This is a genomic window from Enterococcus pallens ATCC BAA-351, assembly GCF_000407485.1.
In the GTDB taxonomy this organism is placed as follows: Bacteria; Bacillota; Bacilli; order Lactobacillales; family Enterococcaceae; genus Enterococcus_A; species Enterococcus_A pallens.
Genome location: NZ_ASWD01000002.1, coordinates 12963 through 27617 on the forward strand (window position 1 = coordinate 12963; position 14655 = coordinate 27617).

The following is a 14655-nucleotide window of genomic DNA, read 5'->3' on the forward strand; positions in this document are numbered from 1 at the left end:
CCGCTCCTATTCTTTATGAAATTGACCAGCTGTCGCTTTTCCCTCTTCATCAGTTAACGCTTTTCCTAAAGCTTTCCAAGCCAAAGTAGAGCACTTGATTCGAGCAGGAAACTTAGCTACCCCGCTAAGCATTGCCGCTTCACCTAAAGCATCAGTATCTTCGTCAGATAGTTGGTTGCCTTGAACCATTTGGGCAAAGCTGACAGCTAAATGTTCTGCTTCTTCAACACTTTTTCCGATCACAGCATCTGTCATCATGGATGCACTGGCTGTACTGATAGAACAACCGCTGCCGGAGAATGCAATATCATTGATTACACCGTCTTTAACCGACAGTTCTAGTTCAATGACATCACCACAGGTTGGATTGTTCATCTCGATTGTACGGGTAGACTCATTCAGCTTCCCAAAATGATGTGGGCGAGATGAATGGTCTAAAATTACTTGACGATACAAATTGTCTAATCTAGATAGCGCCATTTTTAAAAAACTCCTTTGTGGCTTCTAAAGCAAAAATTAAACGATCAGCATCAGCTTTTGTATTATAGAAATAAAAGCTGGCCCGAGCAGTTGCCGGCAAATTCAAGTATTTCATCAAAGGCTGTGCACAATGGTGTCCTGCTCTCACCGCAACTCCCTCCATGTCAAGGGCGGTTGCTAAGTCATGAGGATGCACACCCTCCAAGTTAAAGGATAAAACACCTGTATGACTTTCAGCGTCCTGCGGCCCATAAACAGTCAGGCCTTCAATAGCCTGCAGCTTAGGCAACACGTAATCAACTAGCTCTTGCTCATATTGATGAATATTATCCATCCCAATAGCAGTCAAATAATCAATGGCTGAGCCTAAAGCAATGGCACCAGCAATATTGGGTGTTCCTGCTTCAAATTTCCAAGGCAGTTCTTTCCACGTGCTGTCATACAAATTAACAAAATCGATCATTTCCCCGCCAAATTCAACGGGTTCCATTTGCTCTAAAAGCGTTCTTTTGCCATATAATACACCAATTCCAGTCGGACCGCACATCTTATGTCCACTAAAAGCAAAGAAATCACAATCTAATGCTTGAACATCTACCTTCATGTGAGGAGTTGATTGAGCACCGTCTACAATCATGATCGCTCCATTTTCATGAGCAAGCTCTGTTAACTGACTAATTGGATTAACCACACCTAAAACATTGGATACTTGAGCAACTGAAACAATCGCTGTTCTTTCATTGATCACCTGCTGCGCTTCTCCCAGATCAATAACCCCGTATTCATCCATAGAAAGATATCGCAGTTTAGCACCTTTACGCTTTGCCAGTTGTTGCCAAGGGATAATGTTCGAATGATGCTCCATAAAAGAAATGACAATTTCATCACCTTCGTTTACGAAAGCATCCCCATAGCTGCGGGACAACCAGTTTAACCCAGTTGTTGTTCCCCGGGTAAACAGGACCTCAGCAGTTTCTCTTGCATTGATAAAAGCTCGCGCCTTTTCCCGAGCACCTTCATACTTCGCGGTAGCCCGTTCCGCTAATGTATGAACCCCACGATGAACGTTGGCATTATCATTTTCATAGTAATAGCGCATAGCATCTAATACTTGTTTAGGCTTTTGCGTAGTCGCTGCATTGTCTAAGTAGACTAACGGTTCATCATTTACTTCTTGAAAAAGAATCGGAAAATCTTCCCGAACTTTGGTAAAATCGATCATTATTTTTTCAACTTCCCTTCGATCGTATCGATCAGTTGATCTTGAGCAGCTTTCACCGGAATAGCAGTTAAGACAGGGCCTAAAAATCCACGAATGACCAAACGTTCAGCTTCATCTTTAGCTAGACCACGACTCATTAAATAGAATAATTCATCAGGATCTACCCGACCAACACTAGCAGCATGTCCAGCAGTGACTTCATTTTCTTCAATCAGCAGAATTGGATTGGCATCACCCCGTGACTTAGTCGACAACATCAAAACACGGCTTTCTTGTTGTGCATCTGCTCCTTTTGCACCTCGTAAAATATGACCAATTCCGTTAAAGGTTAACGTTGATTTTTCTAGAATAACTCCGTGCTGTAAAATATGACCAATCGTATGCGGTGCTTTGTTGGTCACACGAGTATCAATTCCTTGAATTTGCTTACCCGTACTGATAGCAACAATTTTTACTTCAGAATGAGCACCTTCACCAACTAAATCGGAATCAAAATCTGCAATCACATTACCATCATTCATAATCCCGATTGCCCAGTCGATCATTGAATCTCGCATCAAGTAGCCGCGACGATTCATATAAGTTGCCATATTATTGCCTAAAGTATCGATTGCTGAGAACTTAATACGAGCACCCGGTTTAGCAATAACTTCTACCACGACATTCCCAGATATCTTTTTAGCCTCAGCACCTTGAGAATCAAAACGCTCCAAGTAAGAGAACTCACTATTTTCTTCAGCAATAATTAGGATATGTTTAAAGAAATGCGCGTCGTCATTGCCATTATGGATGAACAACGATTCCAACGCTTCCTCAATTACAACATTTTTAGGAACATACAAGAAAACGCCATTGTTCATAAAAGCTGCATGCAAAGCAGTCAGTGAATTCTCATCCATGGGAACAGCCTGCTGCATATAATACTCTTTAACCAATTCTGAATGTTCTTTCATCGCTGTCATTAGATCAGTAAAAATGACACCTTTTTCAACTAATTCAGGTGAAATTTGTTCAAATATTGTTGTATCTCCTGCTTGAACAACCATTGGATTGTCTGCCATTTGTTCAAAATCAGGAACTGTCCCTGCTTCCAATTGACGTTCCGGCTTTACATTATACAAATTCCAACGAGCAAATTTTACTTTTTCGATGACCGGTAACGGCAAATCTTCAATCTTTTCCAAAGCAGCCAATCGAAGGTCAGTCATCCATTGAGGTTCTTCCCATGAAGCAGAATAAGACTTCACGGCATCAAGATAATCTATCCATTTTGTCATTTATCTTGCCTCCTACACTTCTTCTTTGTATTCAATACCTAATTCAGCTGAGATACCAGCATAACCTTCAGATTCCAGACGTTTTGCCAATTCAGAATCACCAGTTAGTACCACTCGGCCATCCATCATGATATGAACCACGTCAGGTACAATATAATTTAACAGGCGTTGATAGTGAGTGATGATTAACGCTCCAAAGTTATCTCCGCGCATCGCATTGATTCCTTTTGATACAACCTTCAAGGCATCAATATCCAATCCTGAATCGATCTCGTCCAAAATAGCAAAAGTTGGTTCAATCATCAACAATTGAAGAATTTCATTCCGTTTCTTTTCGCCGCCAGAAAAGCCTTCGTTTAAGTAGCGTTCCGCCATTTCTTCCGGCATATTCAGCAATTCCATTTTAGCATCTAATTTTTTCAAAAAGTTCATGACTGAAATCTTGTCTGCTTCTTCACGACCCGCATTCATTGCTGCTCGCATAAATTCAGCATTGCTGATTCCAGGGATTTCGCTAGGGTACTGCATGGCTAAAAACAAACCTAAACGTGCCCGTTCATCCACTTCTAATTCCAAAACATTGGTTCCGTCAAACAAGATTTCTCCTTGTGTAACTTCGTAATTAGGATTTCCCATAATTGCTGCTGAAAGGGTTGATTTACCCGTTCCGTTTGGCCCCATGATGGCATGGATTTCTCCAGTTTTCATCGTTAAGTTGACGCCTTTTAAAATTTCTTTATCTTCAATGGATACATGCAAATCTTTAATCTCTAAAACAGACATGAAATTCCCTCCAAAATATTTTTTCGTTCTCACCTATTTTAGACTAATTGAGAATGTAATTCAAACTAATTCGGTCATTTTCTAAAAGAAAACTAGAATTTGTTTAGAATCATTCTTGTATTAGCGCAATTAGAAAATTATACACTCGCCTGAACCAGAACTATCTAGTACAAACACTTTATATGATGATTGTGTAATTTCTTCATTTTTTCCGCTGCTAATGGTTGATCGGTGATCAAATAATCAATTTCATGGCAAGCAATCCCTTGATACATGTATTTATGATCCAACTTATCAGCGGTTGCTAATACCACCAATTGATTGGCTTGTCGACGAAAGGCCTTCTTCATAAACGCTTCACCTTCGTGTGTTTCAGTAACACCATGCTCAAAATCTAGTCCTCGGCAACCGATAAAAGCCATGTCAGCATTATAACTTAGACTGTCATTATAAGCTTTTGATCCATTGATCGTTGCCCGCTTTGGTACAATTGACCCACCCAATATAGAAACATGCGCTGAAGTAAATTCGCTTAACATAGCCGCAGTCAGTACTCCGTTAGTTATAATTTGTAACCCGTCAAACTTACTTAGATTCTTAATCAAATGCAGACTAGTTGTACTGGAATCCAGAAAAATCACCATGTCGTCCTTGATCAAGGTTGCAGCAACATTAGCTATGTACTGCTTATTGTCCTCTTCATCCAACCGAGTGACCTTCATTAAATAAGGTACATCAATTTTTTTATTATCAACAATCATCGCTCCACCGCGTGTTCGACGAATTAGTCCACTTTTTTCCAGCATGATTAAATCTCGTTTAACAGTAGCCTCACTATAATTCACCAGTTCAATTAAATCGACTACACGGGCAAATTGATTCACCTTCAAATAATTGACAATCTGCTGCTGACGATCTTCAATGACACTTAGCATAAAATATTGCTCCTCTCTATATGATGGTTGCTAATTCAATTTTAGCGTTCATTGAAAAAGAAAGGCAACCCTTTTTGTTTGTAGCCAAAAGGGTTGCCTTTCTTATTGTTGATTAATATAAATCAGCCTTACCTACTGTTTGAAGTACCGTCATTTTATGACGTACAACAGCTTTTACTTTTTCATTTGCCCCTGGGAAAACATCTCCTGGCTCAAGCATGTCAGGATTCTCTGATAAAATTTCCCGCAAAGCATCAAAGAAAACACTCTTTAAATCGGAACTTAAATTTACCTTAGCTACTCCATGTTTCACAGCTTCACTTACTTCTGAATCTGGATTACCAGAGCCACCATGTAGAACAAAAGGAATATCAATTCGTTTATTTAACTCCTTAAGCAATTCAATGTTCAGCTTAGGCGTCATATTTTTTGGATAAAGTCCATGAGCCGTTCCAATTGCAACTGCTAATGTATCAATTCCTGTTTCCTTAACGAAGGTCTCTGCCTGATCTGGATCGGTGTAAATAATATTGGCAGATCCACCTTCTGCAGAACCGTTGTTGCCAATTGTTCCTAATTCCGCTTCCACCGAAACATTCACGTTATGCGCTAATTCAACAACCTGTTTAGTTATAGCCAAATTATCCTCATAAGGCTGAGCAGAAGCATCAATCATTACGGAGGTGTAACCATTGCGAATCGCTCGCATAACATCTTTGATCGTACCACCATGATCCATGTGAATTACCACTGGAACACTGCTGTTATGGGCATATTCACGGGCTGCCGCGACAAACTCATTATTCAGATAAGCAATCTCATCAGGATGGATTTCTAAGATAACTGGTGCATTTTGAACCTCAGCTTCTTCCATAATTGCCTTCATCATGTCATAACTGCAAATGTTAAATGCAGGCACTGCAAACTTATTTTCTTTAGCAACAGCCAGTAAATCCTTCATTGTATATAACATTATACTTCCACCTCATTAGTTAATTTTTCTTCTGTTTCTTCTATTGTTACAGGTTTCTTTAACAAGCCAACCGACAAAGCGGTGACAACTGTTCCTGCCACCAAAGCTAGAAGATACATTGGCAGGTTGTTCATTACATTAGGAATCAGCATTACCCATATTCCGCCGTGGGGAGCCATTGAAGTTACACCAGCTGCCATTGAAATACCCGCCGCTGTAGCTGATCCCAGCATTAGGCTTGGGATAACCCGGATAGGATCGGCCACTGCAAAAGGAATGGCCCCTTCAGTGATATAAGAAGCGCCTAAAATCCAGCAGGACTGTCCGGATGTCCGCTCTTCTTTGGTAAATTTATTTTTGAACAAGATAGTAGCTAGCGCCAGTCCTAGAGGCGGTGTCATTCCTGCTGCCATACAAGCTGCGATTGGTGCATTTACTCCCGCAGACATTAAACCAATTGAAAAGGTAGAAATAGATTTGTTAATTGGGCCTCCCATGTCCGCTGCCATCATTACACCGATCAGTAGACCAAACAGCAATCCCGAGGTATTACCAAGTCCGTTTAACCAAGAAGTCAATGCATCTAAAACCCATGCAATTGGCTGATCGATCAAAAAGACCATGGCTAAACCGATCAATAAAATAGAGACTAATGGAACTACAATTAGTTGGTAAATAGCCGCAAATTGTTTTTTGATAGAAATTTTATTTGCCATGAAGTTAGTCACATAACCTGCTAACAGACCGCCAATCATCCCGCCTAAAAATCCTGATCCACCATTTGCGGCAAGTAAGCCCGCGACGATTCCTGGAGCAAATCCTGGCTTGCCAGCTATCGAACTAGCAATTCCTGCTCCTAACGCTGGTACCATCATGGCAAAGGCTGTACCACCGCCAATAGTAGAAAGTGCACCTGCCAACACATTGTAATCCGCTGACTCAGGATCAGACGCGGTGATACCAAATGCAAAACTCAGTGCAATAATGATTCCACCCGCAATGACAAATGGCAGCATGTAGTTTACACCATTCATAAAGTGATTATAGATTCCTGCTTTTTGCTGGGAAGACTCAGCTTTTTTTTCAGAAGATACTCGCATCGTCCCTTGATTGTTTAGCGCTTCTTCAATAACTTTCTCTGCTTCCTTAATAGCTCTACCAGTTGAAACTCGCTTAACCTCTTTGCCAGCAAAACGAGATAGGTCAATGTCTTTATCCACCGCAATAATAATGGCGTCTGCTGCTTCGATCTCAGCCCTTGTTAATTCATTTTCAACTTTAGCTCCCTGCGTTTCAAACTTTGCTTGATATCCCAAGCTGGCTGCAGTTACTTCTAGCTTTTCCGCCGACATATAAGTGTGGGCAATCCCTGTAGGACAAGCAGTAATTCCGACAATCTTCATAATGATTCCTCCCATTTCTTCTCGACCAATTTAAGAAACTGTTTCGGTCGTATTTCCAATAATTTTCATTACTTCATCTGAACTAGCAGCCGCTTTTAATTGATCTCTAAACTCCTTATTCATGAGTTTTCGAGATAATGTACTTAAAATAGCTAAATGCATGTCAGAATTCTTTTTGGGAACTAAAATAGCAAATACACATTCAATTGGCTGATCATCTAATCCTTGATAATCTTTCATACTGCTACCATGAACAAAACACACTGTTGGTTTTAAGACGTGCCTACTTTTAGCATGCGGAATTCCAAAACCATCCTCAATTCCTGTTGATGTTTCAGCTTCTCGCTTGTATAGATCTTTTACGATATTCTTAGCTTTAGTTGCCCGACCATTTTCCTCCAGCAGCTGACCGATTTGTTCAAACAAGTCTCTCTTTGATCTGATTGAATCATCAAAAATAACTAAATCACTCATCATCATACTAGATAGATTCATTAAAACACTTCCCCTAATAGTTATGTTAACGTTTTCCTTCATCTGTGATCACTATAGCATCGTTAACTAAACCGTTCAATGTTTTGAATGTTTTTAGGTAAACAAGTCTTTTTTAGCTCTTTTCGTTCAAATTAGTTGAACGAAAACGTTCACTAGTCTTTTGTTTTTTTATGTATAACAGAAATTCGAATAGAACTTACAAAATAACTAAAAAAAGCCTTCTCGACGTTTAGATCACTCTAATCCGTCAAGAAGGCTTTATCCATTCTATTGTTTATTCATTTACTGGCTTTACAGATCCATCCCATTTTTCTAGAATCCAGTCTTGAACATCTTTGCTATGCAGAACTTCCATTAGCTTTTGGATACGTTCATCATCCTTGTCTTCTGAACGAGTTGCCACAATGTTTACGTAAGGAGAGTTATCACTTTCCAGCAAGACAGAGTCTTTAATTGGATTTAAACCGGCACCGTAAGCGAAGTTCGCATTGATTGCCACCAAATCTCCTTCATCATTGCTATAAGTTGAAGCCAATAATTCTGGATTTACTTCATGGTTAAATTTTAGATTTTTAGGATTGTCTTTAATGTCATCAAAAGTTGCTGTTTCAATATCCACACCGTCTTTTACGGTAACTAGATCAGCTGCTTCTAAAATCGAAATTACTCGACCCCAGTCAGATTCAGAGTTAGACGAAATAATGGTTGCTCCATCCTTTAAATCTTTGATGTCAGTAATTTTCTTAGAATACAAGCCCATTGGTTCAATATGAACAGCTCCTACATCAGCAAAATCATAATCATTCTCTGACACAGCTTTTTCAAAGAAAGGTTTGTGTTGGAAGTAGTTTGCATCCAAATCACCTTCTGCCAGTGACTTATTCGGCAGCACATAATCATCGAACTTCTTAACTTCTAAATCAATGCCTTCTTTTGCCAAAATCGGCTTAACATGTTCCAAAATTTCCGCATGAGGTGTTGGCGATGCTCCTACAACTAAAGTTTTGTTGCTAGCTTCTCCACCACTGCTGTCAGTTGAGCTGTCACCGCCGCTTCCACAAGCTGCCAAACCAACCGTCACTAAAGCAACTGCTGCTAAACCTAAAAATTTCTTTTTCATCCTATTTTCCTCCAATTTTTATCGTTTATCTGTTTTCTTCGTCAAGAAGTCACCGACTCCTTGAACGATAAACACAATAATTAAAATAATGACCGTTGCCAGTAAAGTAACAGTATAATTGCCTCGCTGATAACCTTCTTGCCAAGCCAAGGCACCTAATCCACCTGCACCAATGGCACCAGCCATGGCAGTAAAACCAATCATAGTGATGGTTGTAACCGTAATTCCTGAGATCAAAGCTGGCAAACTTTCTGGAATCAATACTTTATAGATGACTTCTAAATAGCTGGCACCCATTGAATCAGCTGCCTCCAATACACCGCTATCTACTTCACGAAAAGCAATTTCGACTAAGCGAGCATAAAAAGGAGCCGCTGACAGAACCAAAGCTGGAATGGCTGCTTTAGCCCCCAACATCGTTCCAACCAATAATTTGGTGAACGGAATGATCAAAACCATTAAAATCATAAATGGTGTTGAACGAAAAATATTTCCGATAATTGATACAACGCCATACAATAGACTTCTAACGCCGTTTTTCTTTCTTCCTAGCGTATATAGAGCCAACCCTAAAAGTAAACCAATCACAAAGACTAGAATCATTGAAGCAATCGTCATAAATAACGTATCAAAAATAGCCTGTCTCAAAGTTTCTGTGTCAATCTGCTCAAAATTCAGATAAGTTTCGCTAAAGCTTTTATCCACGATGGATCACCTCCACGTCAACATTTTGGCTGCGAATAAACGCCAAGGCTTGATCAATTTCCGTTGAAGCTCCAGTCAATTGTACAGTCAATGTGCCAAACGAATTACCATCTGCTCGTTCAATATTGCCATACACAATACTGATGTCTACTTGGAATTTTCGAATTGCCTGAGATACCACCGGTTCGCCAGCATTGTTTTCTAAAAAATGCAAAGTGACTAACGTACCATCAGGGTTTTCTTTCAGAAATTCTTTCGTTAACTCTGATGTATCCGACTTTGGTTCCAATTCCTGTTGAACAAATAGCTTCGTAACTTCTTGTTGTGGGTGACGGAAAACATCTTTCACAAACCCTTCCTCCACAATTTTCCCTTGTTCCATGACAGCCACCTTATTGCAAATCTTGCGAATAACATTCATCTCATGGGTTATTAGAACAATCGTTAAGCCCAGCTTTTCATTGATATCTGCCAACAGCTCCAATACCTCTTCGGTTGTTTGCGGATCTAATGCACTAGTAGCTTCATCACAAAGTAAAATATCTGGATCGTTGGCTAAAGCTCGGGCAATTCCCACCCGCTGCTTTTGCCCACCTGATAATTGTGCTGGATAGGCATCGCCACGACCTTCCAGTCCGACCAGCTTCAGCAACTCCTCTGCTTTTTGTTTGCGCTGTTCTTTTGCAACTCCTGCCAGCTCTAACGGCAGTTGGATATTTTCCAAAACGGTTCGAGACCATAACAGGTTGAAATGCTGAAAGATCATGCCAACTTTTTTACGAAAACTCCGTAAATCTGTCCCATGCATTTTAGCTACGTCTTGACCTTTAATAACTACTTCACCTTTAGTCGCTGTTTCTAATCCATTTAATAAACGGACTAATGTACTTTTTCCTGCTCCAGAATAGCCGACAATTCCATAGACATCTTTAGGCTCAACTGATAAGTCCACTCCGCTGACTGCGTGGATCTGACCACTCTTGCCAGAAAACGTCTTTTCTACTTGGCGTAATTCAATTAATGCCATTACTCTTCCCCCTTGAAAAATAAAAAAGCTTCCGTCCTAAATGCACTTGTATACACTTAGGACGAAAGCTTGACTTTCGTGTTACCACCTATATTTGTGATTGCCTCGCGACAACCACCTCATCCAGTACTTGAACGTTGCAATTCGCATACTGAGGTGCTGTAACGGGCACTCCCGTAACTGACTCACTTACGCTCGTCAATTCTGCTCAAAGACCATCTTCCATCTCATTATCGTTATCCCCTCTCAGCTTAACGGGACTCTCTTAGAACGTTCATCAGATGTACTCTTCTTTTCATTGCTTTCTCATATGATATGAGAGGATTATAACAAATTTAAAATTTATCTGTCAATCCATTTTATCTTTTTTCTTAAAGTGTTTCGAATTCTTCAACATCAACTTGTCTAAAAGACAACAGCCAAGCATCCAACTCATCCTCGGTATTCAAGGCGGCAGGGTCCTTTTCTGCTTTTTCATTAATTGAAGAAACTACTCCTGTTACTGGACTTTTGAACTCACTTACGGCCTTTTCTGCTTCAACTTCTAAAAATGGTTCGCCAGCTTTAATTGTTTGACCAATTTTTGGAAAAGAGACAAATGAGACTTCGCCTAATTCATCTTGCATTTCTTTTGTCAGTCCCATACAAAAATCCTTATCATTGTGCAAAATCCATAATCCATCTTTTTTCTTTAGATGTGTCATTTTATTCAAGTGCTCCTTTATATGCGTCTTCGTTAAATCCATTGATCAAAAATTTTCCTTCTTTAACAATCATCGGCCGTTTAACCAACATGCCGTCGCTAGACAATATACGACTTGCTTCTGAAATCGTCAAGTCATTTATTTGATCCTTAAGATTTAGTTCACGATATTTCATACCGCTTGTGTTGAAAAAACGGCGAAGTGGTAAATCTGACGATTCAATCAACTTCTCAAACTCTTCCGCTGAAGGTGTCTGAGTAATCAAATCAATTGCTTCAAAATCAATTGCTTGCTGAGTTAACCAAGCCTTGGCTTTCTTACAGGTTGAACATTTAGCATATTCATAAAACTTATACACGACGGCTCCTCCTATTTTCCAGCTTTTTCGCAGTTTGGTACCGCATCGACAAGATCAATCCAATCCCCATCATATTACCTAAAATAGATGAACCACCTTGACTGATAAATGGCAATGGGATACCTGTTAAAGGTAACAGCCCAATGTTTGCACCAATATTTTCAAATACATGGAACAAAATCATCATAATAATACCTGTTGCGATATAAGCATAAAATTCATTATTCATATCAAAGCATACACGAATCATACGATAAATCAATACAAAATACAGGAGTATCACAAATGCTCCACCAATAAAACCAAAGTTCTCGCCAATGACACTAAAGATCATATCTGATTCACGAACCGGCACATAAACGTTGCTCACATTATAGCCTGTTCCAAACATTCCGCCAGAGCCTATAGCCATTAATGCATGAGCTAGTTGAAAGCTCTGTCCTTGAGGATCATGGAATGGATCTAACCATGAATCAATCCGAGCAAATTGATAGCTTTTAAAGCCCACATGAGTCAACAGCTCACGTCCAAACTCTGTCGTTACTAACAAAATAATTGATGTACCTAAAACAGCAACAATTATGATACTTGGAACCACAATCAGCCAAGAAATTCCGGACATTAAAAACATGCCCGCAAAAATTGCTAAGAAAACCAGCATTGTCCCGAAATCTTTTTGCATCATTACCAAAACTAACACGGGAATAGTTACCAAGAATAGCTTGCCGATTAAGAATAAGTCAGTTTTCAATGTACGTAAATGATTTTTCAAATTGTGCTGAGTAATAATCAGCGCCATCATTAAAATGTAAGCAACTTTCATCAATTCAGATGGTTGAAAGGTCATAGTCCCCACCCTAAACCAGTTCTTTGAACCTGTAGAGGTTGCCAGTTCTGGATCATAATATCGCAGTAATGCTAACATTACGGCTAATCCAATAACATACAGAAACGGCGTTATTCGCCATAACCACTTTGCATCCAAATGCATAATAATTACTACTACTAAGGCACCAAGCGCATACCATAAACCTTGCATAGCGATGCCGCGAAAAATATTTGGATCTCTTGGGTCGTGTGTCAACGCCACATAGAGGGAAAGCAAACCAATCAGACAAAGTAAGAAGACTGGCAAAATTACCCCGTAATCAATACGATTGTCTTTATTTCTTTTTAGCGTATCCATGTCTCATCCCTTTTCCAACGATATACTTGCCTATTATAGCCGCTTCCTATCATAAATAAAAGGTAGCTTGGCTGACTTTGTAAAAAATTTATTCTTCTTTTTTTCTTTGTGTAATTTCCTTTAATAACAGCCAGATTACCAGCTGTATTATCATAAATAGGAGTACAAATTGCAGCTTTTCTATGTTCCAAATGCCCAGCAACAAATTTAACGTTGACAGTGGGCGGAGAAGCAGTTCAATTGAATGGATGCGATCAAACCGACCTATATAAATGGCAATTGCGGCTAAAAATGCCAAAACAAACAAATACAACCAAAAAAATCTTTTTACATTGGGTAATTGTCTAACTAGTTGGAAGACTTGGTTCATTCCAACAACTACCATTACTATGATCGGTAGTACCAACAAAAGAAAAAATAGCCACTCTTTGGGGTCATTTTGAAATCCTCCCCCACTTCGGTAAATGTTTAAAGACTCTAAGTGTAATAAATCAGTCAATAAATACGGAATATTAGGGAAAAATAGAAGCCATATCCCGCTGAACAAATAACGCCATTTCCCATGTACCCGCAGTGTTAAACAGCCAAATTCGATTGGCAGCCAAGCTAAAAAAACGTTCAGAGCCATAAATGAGAAGGGAGTGGTACAAAGTATCATAGTAATTATATAAGCCAGCAAAAGAACCCGATAAATAATTGGTTTATATTGAATTTCCATCTATTAAAGCCTCTTTCTGTGATTCCTTTATGCGTAAACAAAGTCGATAACCCTCGCTGAAGGATTACCGACTAAAGTTAAATAGAAAAAATATAGAAAAACACCGTCATACTCCAAGTATAAATCTTGATATGACGGCGTTTTAAGGTAGTGCCAGCTGCAGGGATCGAACCTGTGACCTGCGCGTTACGAGTGCGCTGCTCTACCAACTGAGCTAAGCTGGCTAATTAATACAAATGAAATTATAGAAAACTTTTAACAAAAAGTAAAGCCCCAACTCCTCCAAAAAGCGGTTACATGAAATTTTATGAAAAATGTGGTATAATTGAACAGTACAGTATAAAGGGGGAATTTTTTACATGGCAACATTTGGTAAAATGACAACGCAGATTGACCCTTCAGAAGCAGGAAAAGCATTTCCTGTTGAGACACGTGTAATGTTCACTATTCGCAATCAACCTCAAACTGGTGTTATTACAAAGCAATTAAAAAATGCAGCGGTTGTAGAGCTAGATGAAAATGCCAAGAATGGCGAATTAGTCAATCATTCTAATGGGGTTGTAGTTATTAACTATAAACAAATGAAAAAAATTCAGTGATCCTAAATGGATCACTGAATTTTTTTATTTAGTTCCAAATAATCTGTCACCAGCATCGCCTAAACCAGGAACAATATAGCCATGCTCATTCAAATGATCATCTAAAGCAGCTGTGTAAATATCAACATCTGGATGTGCTTCTTGCAGTGCTTTTACCCCTTCAGGAGCTGCCACTAAACAAACAAATTTCATGTTTGAGGCACCGCGTTTCTTCAACGAATCAATTGCCATAATAGCAGATCCACCTGTTGCCAACATTGGGTCAACAATAAATAATTGACGGCTATCAATATCATCTGGCATTTTGAAGAAATACTCATGAGGCTCCAGCGTCTCTTCATCACGGAACATGCCAATGTGTCCAACTTTAGCAGCAGGAATTAATTCTAAAATTCCATCAACCATTCCGATACCTGCACGCAGAATCGGAACAATCGCTACTTTTTTACCTGACAATGTTTTTTGAATAGATGTTTCAATTGGTGTTTCGATTTCAATATCCTCTAAAGGCATGTCACGAGATACTTCATAGGCCATCAAATTGGCGATTTCACCAACAACCTCACGAAATACTTTCGTTCCACATTCCTTGTCTCGGATAATGGTTAATTTGTGTTGAATTAATGGATGATCAATTACTTGAAACTTTCCCATAATGAATAGCTCCTCA

General features: G+C 39.3%; 17 protein-coding genes, 1 tRNA gene and 1 other annotated feature. Of the genes, 1 reads left to right on the forward strand and 17 read right to left on the reverse strand.

The window, feature by feature from the left end:
- Positions 1-6: 6 nt before the first annotated feature.
- From sufU to I588_RS06800, 16 genes are all read right to left on the reverse strand, one after another.
- The gene (gene sufU, locus I588_RS06725) at positions 7-480 is read right to left on the reverse strand and encodes a Fe-S cluster assembly sulfur transfer protein SufU (protein ID WP_010755805.1); all 474 of its coding nucleotides are present in this window, start codon (positions 478-480) and stop codon (positions 7-9) included.
- Entirely contained in the window at positions 467-1702 is a 1236-nt protein-coding gene (locus tag I588_RS06730) for a cysteine desulfurase (RefSeq protein WP_010755804.1), read from the reverse strand. The genes sufU and I588_RS06730 overlap by 14 nt, the downstream gene beginning before the upstream one ends.
- Entirely contained in the window at positions 1702-2979 is a 1278-nt protein-coding gene (sufD, locus tag I588_RS06735) for a Fe-S cluster assembly protein SufD (RefSeq protein WP_010755803.1), read from the reverse strand. Before sufD ends, I588_RS06730 begins: the two co-directional genes overlap by 1 nt.
- A 12-nt stretch (positions 2980-2991) precedes the next feature.
- Positions 2992-3762 (reverse strand): Fe-S cluster assembly ATPase SufC, encoded by a 771-nt coding sequence (sufC, locus tag I588_RS06740; RefSeq protein WP_010755802.1) that lies wholly within the window; start codon positions 3760-3762, stop codon positions 2992-2994.
- 164 nt (positions 3763-3926) lie between these two features.
- Positions 3927-4697, reverse strand: coding sequence for a DeoR/GlpR family DNA-binding transcription regulator (locus I588_RS06745; RefSeq protein WP_010755801.1), 771 nt, complete (start codon positions 4695-4697; stop codon positions 3927-3929).
- Positions 4698-4809: 112 nt separating this feature from the next.
- A complete protein-coding gene (locus I588_RS06750) occupies positions 4810-5670 on the reverse strand; it encodes a ketose-bisphosphate aldolase (protein ID WP_010755800.1) in 861 nt (286 codons plus the stop codon).
- Positions 5670-7073, reverse strand: coding sequence for a PTS fructose transporter subunit IIC (locus tag I588_RS06755; RefSeq protein WP_010755799.1), 1404 nt, complete (start codon positions 7071-7073; stop codon positions 5670-5672). The genes I588_RS06750 and I588_RS06755 overlap by 1 nt, the downstream gene beginning before the upstream one ends.
- Before the next feature lie 30 nt (positions 7074-7103).
- Positions 7104-7568, reverse strand: a complete 465-nt coding sequence (locus tag I588_RS06760) for a PTS sugar transporter subunit IIA (protein ID WP_010755798.1) — start codon at positions 7566-7568, stop codon at positions 7104-7106.
- Between the two features lie 274 nt (positions 7569-7842).
- A complete protein-coding gene (locus I588_RS06765; protein ID WP_010755797.1) occupies positions 7843-8688 on the reverse strand; it encodes a MetQ/NlpA family ABC transporter substrate-binding protein in 846 nt (281 codons plus the stop codon).
- Between the two features lie 18 nt (positions 8689-8706).
- Complete coding sequence (locus I588_RS06770; protein ID WP_010755796.1) at positions 8707-9393, reverse strand: methionine ABC transporter permease; 687 nt, start codon at positions 9391-9393, stop codon at positions 8707-8709.
- Positions 9386-10420: a methionine ABC transporter ATP-binding protein gene (locus I588_RS06775; protein WP_010755795.1), complete on the reverse strand. Its 1035-nt coding sequence runs from the start codon at positions 10418-10420 to the stop codon at positions 9386-9388. Before I588_RS06775 ends, I588_RS06770 begins: the two co-directional genes overlap by 8 nt.
- Before the next feature lie 54 nt (positions 10421-10474).
- Positions 10475-10728 (reverse strand) — a binding site (T-box leader).
- Positions 10729-10791: 63 nt separating this feature from the next.
- Complete coding sequence (locus I588_RS06780; protein ID WP_010755794.1) at positions 10792-11124, reverse strand: glycine cleavage system H family protein; 333 nt, start codon at positions 11122-11124, stop codon at positions 10792-10794.
- 1 nt (position 11125) lies between these two features.
- A complete protein-coding gene (locus I588_RS06785; protein WP_010755793.1) occupies positions 11126-11482 on the reverse strand; it encodes an arsenate reductase family protein in 357 nt (118 codons plus the stop codon).
- Entirely contained in the window at positions 11475-12668 is a 1194-nt protein-coding gene (locus tag I588_RS06790; protein WP_010755792.1) for an FtsW/RodA/SpoVE family cell cycle protein, read from the reverse strand. Before I588_RS06790 ends, I588_RS06785 begins: the two co-directional genes overlap by 8 nt.
- Positions 12669-12756: 88 nt before the next feature.
- Entirely contained in the window at positions 12757-13386 is a 630-nt protein-coding gene (locus tag I588_RS06795; protein WP_010755791.1) for a DUF1361 domain-containing protein, read from the reverse strand.
- 151 nt (positions 13387-13537) lie between these two features.
- Positions 13538-13610, reverse strand: a tRNA-Thr gene (locus I588_RS06800).
- A 135-nt stretch (positions 13611-13745) separates the two neighbouring features.
- Here I588_RS06800 and I588_RS06805 point away from each other — a divergent pair.
- Positions 13746-13985: a hypothetical protein gene (locus I588_RS06805; RefSeq protein WP_010755790.1), complete on the forward strand. Its 240-nt coding sequence runs from the start codon at positions 13746-13748 to the stop codon at positions 13983-13985.
- A 24-nt stretch (positions 13986-14009) separates the two neighbouring features.
- Here I588_RS06805 and upp read toward each other — a convergent pair whose 3' ends face one another.
- Positions 14010-14639 carry a uracil phosphoribosyltransferase gene (upp, locus tag I588_RS06810; protein WP_010755789.1) on the reverse strand — a complete coding sequence of 210 codons (630 nt, stop codon included), beginning with the start codon at positions 14637-14639 and terminating at the stop codon, positions 14010-14012.
- Positions 14640-14655 lie beyond the last annotated feature (16 nt).

Bases quoted from the DNA above. Each gene is read 5' to 3' on its own strand.
- I588_RS06730 (WP_010755804.1), bottom strand. From the start codon at position 1,702: ATGATCGATTTTACCAAAGTTCGGGAAGATTTTCCGATTCTTTTTCAA.
- sufD (WP_010755803.1), bottom strand. From the start codon at position 2,979: ATGACAAAATGGATAGATTATCTTGATGCCGTGAAGTCTTATTCTGCT.
- upp (WP_010755789.1), bottom strand. From the start codon at position 14,639: ATGGGAAAGTTTCAAGTAATTGATCATCCATTAATTCAACACAAATTA.
- I588_RS06760 (WP_010755798.1), bottom strand. From the start codon at position 7,568: ATGAATCTATCTAGTATGATGATGAGTGATTTAGTTATTTTTGATGAT.
- I588_RS06790 (WP_010755792.1), bottom strand. From the start codon at position 12,668: ATGGATACGCTAAAAAGAAATAAAGACAATCGTATTGATTACGGGGTA.
- I588_RS06775 (WP_010755795.1), bottom strand. From the start codon at position 10,420: ATGGCATTAATTGAATTACGCCAAGTAGAAAAGACGTTTTCTGGCAAG.
- sufC (WP_010755802.1), bottom strand. From the start codon at position 3,762: ATGTCTGTTTTAGAGATTAAAGATTTGCATGTATCCATTGAAGATAAA.
- I588_RS06755 (WP_010755799.1), bottom strand. From the start codon at position 7,073: ATGAAGATTGTCGGAATTACTGCTTGTCCTACAGGGATTGCCCACACT.
- I588_RS06805 (WP_010755790.1), top strand. From the start codon at position 13,746: ATGGCAACATTTGGTAAAATGACAACGCAGATTGACCCTTCAGAAGCA.
- sufU (WP_010755805.1), bottom strand. From the start codon at position 480: ATGGCGCTATCTAGATTAGACAATTTGTATCGTCAAGTAATTTTAGAC.
- I588_RS06750 (WP_010755800.1), bottom strand. From the start codon at position 5,670: ATGTTATATACAATGAAGGATTTACTGGCTGTTGCTAAAGAAAATAAG.
- I588_RS06780 (WP_010755794.1), bottom strand. From the start codon at position 11,124: ATGACACATCTAAAGAAAAAAGATGGATTATGGATTTTGCACAATGAT.
- I588_RS06745 (WP_010755801.1), bottom strand. From the start codon at position 4,697: ATGCTAAGTGTCATTGAAGATCGTCAGCAGCAGATTGTCAATTATTTG.
- I588_RS06765 (WP_010755797.1), bottom strand. From the start codon at position 8,688: ATGAAAAAGAAATTTTTAGGTTTAGCAGCAGTTGCTTTAGTGACGGTT.
- I588_RS06795 (WP_010755791.1), bottom strand. From the start codon at position 13,386: ATGGAAATTCAATATAAACCAATTATTTATCGGGTTCTTTTGCTGGCT.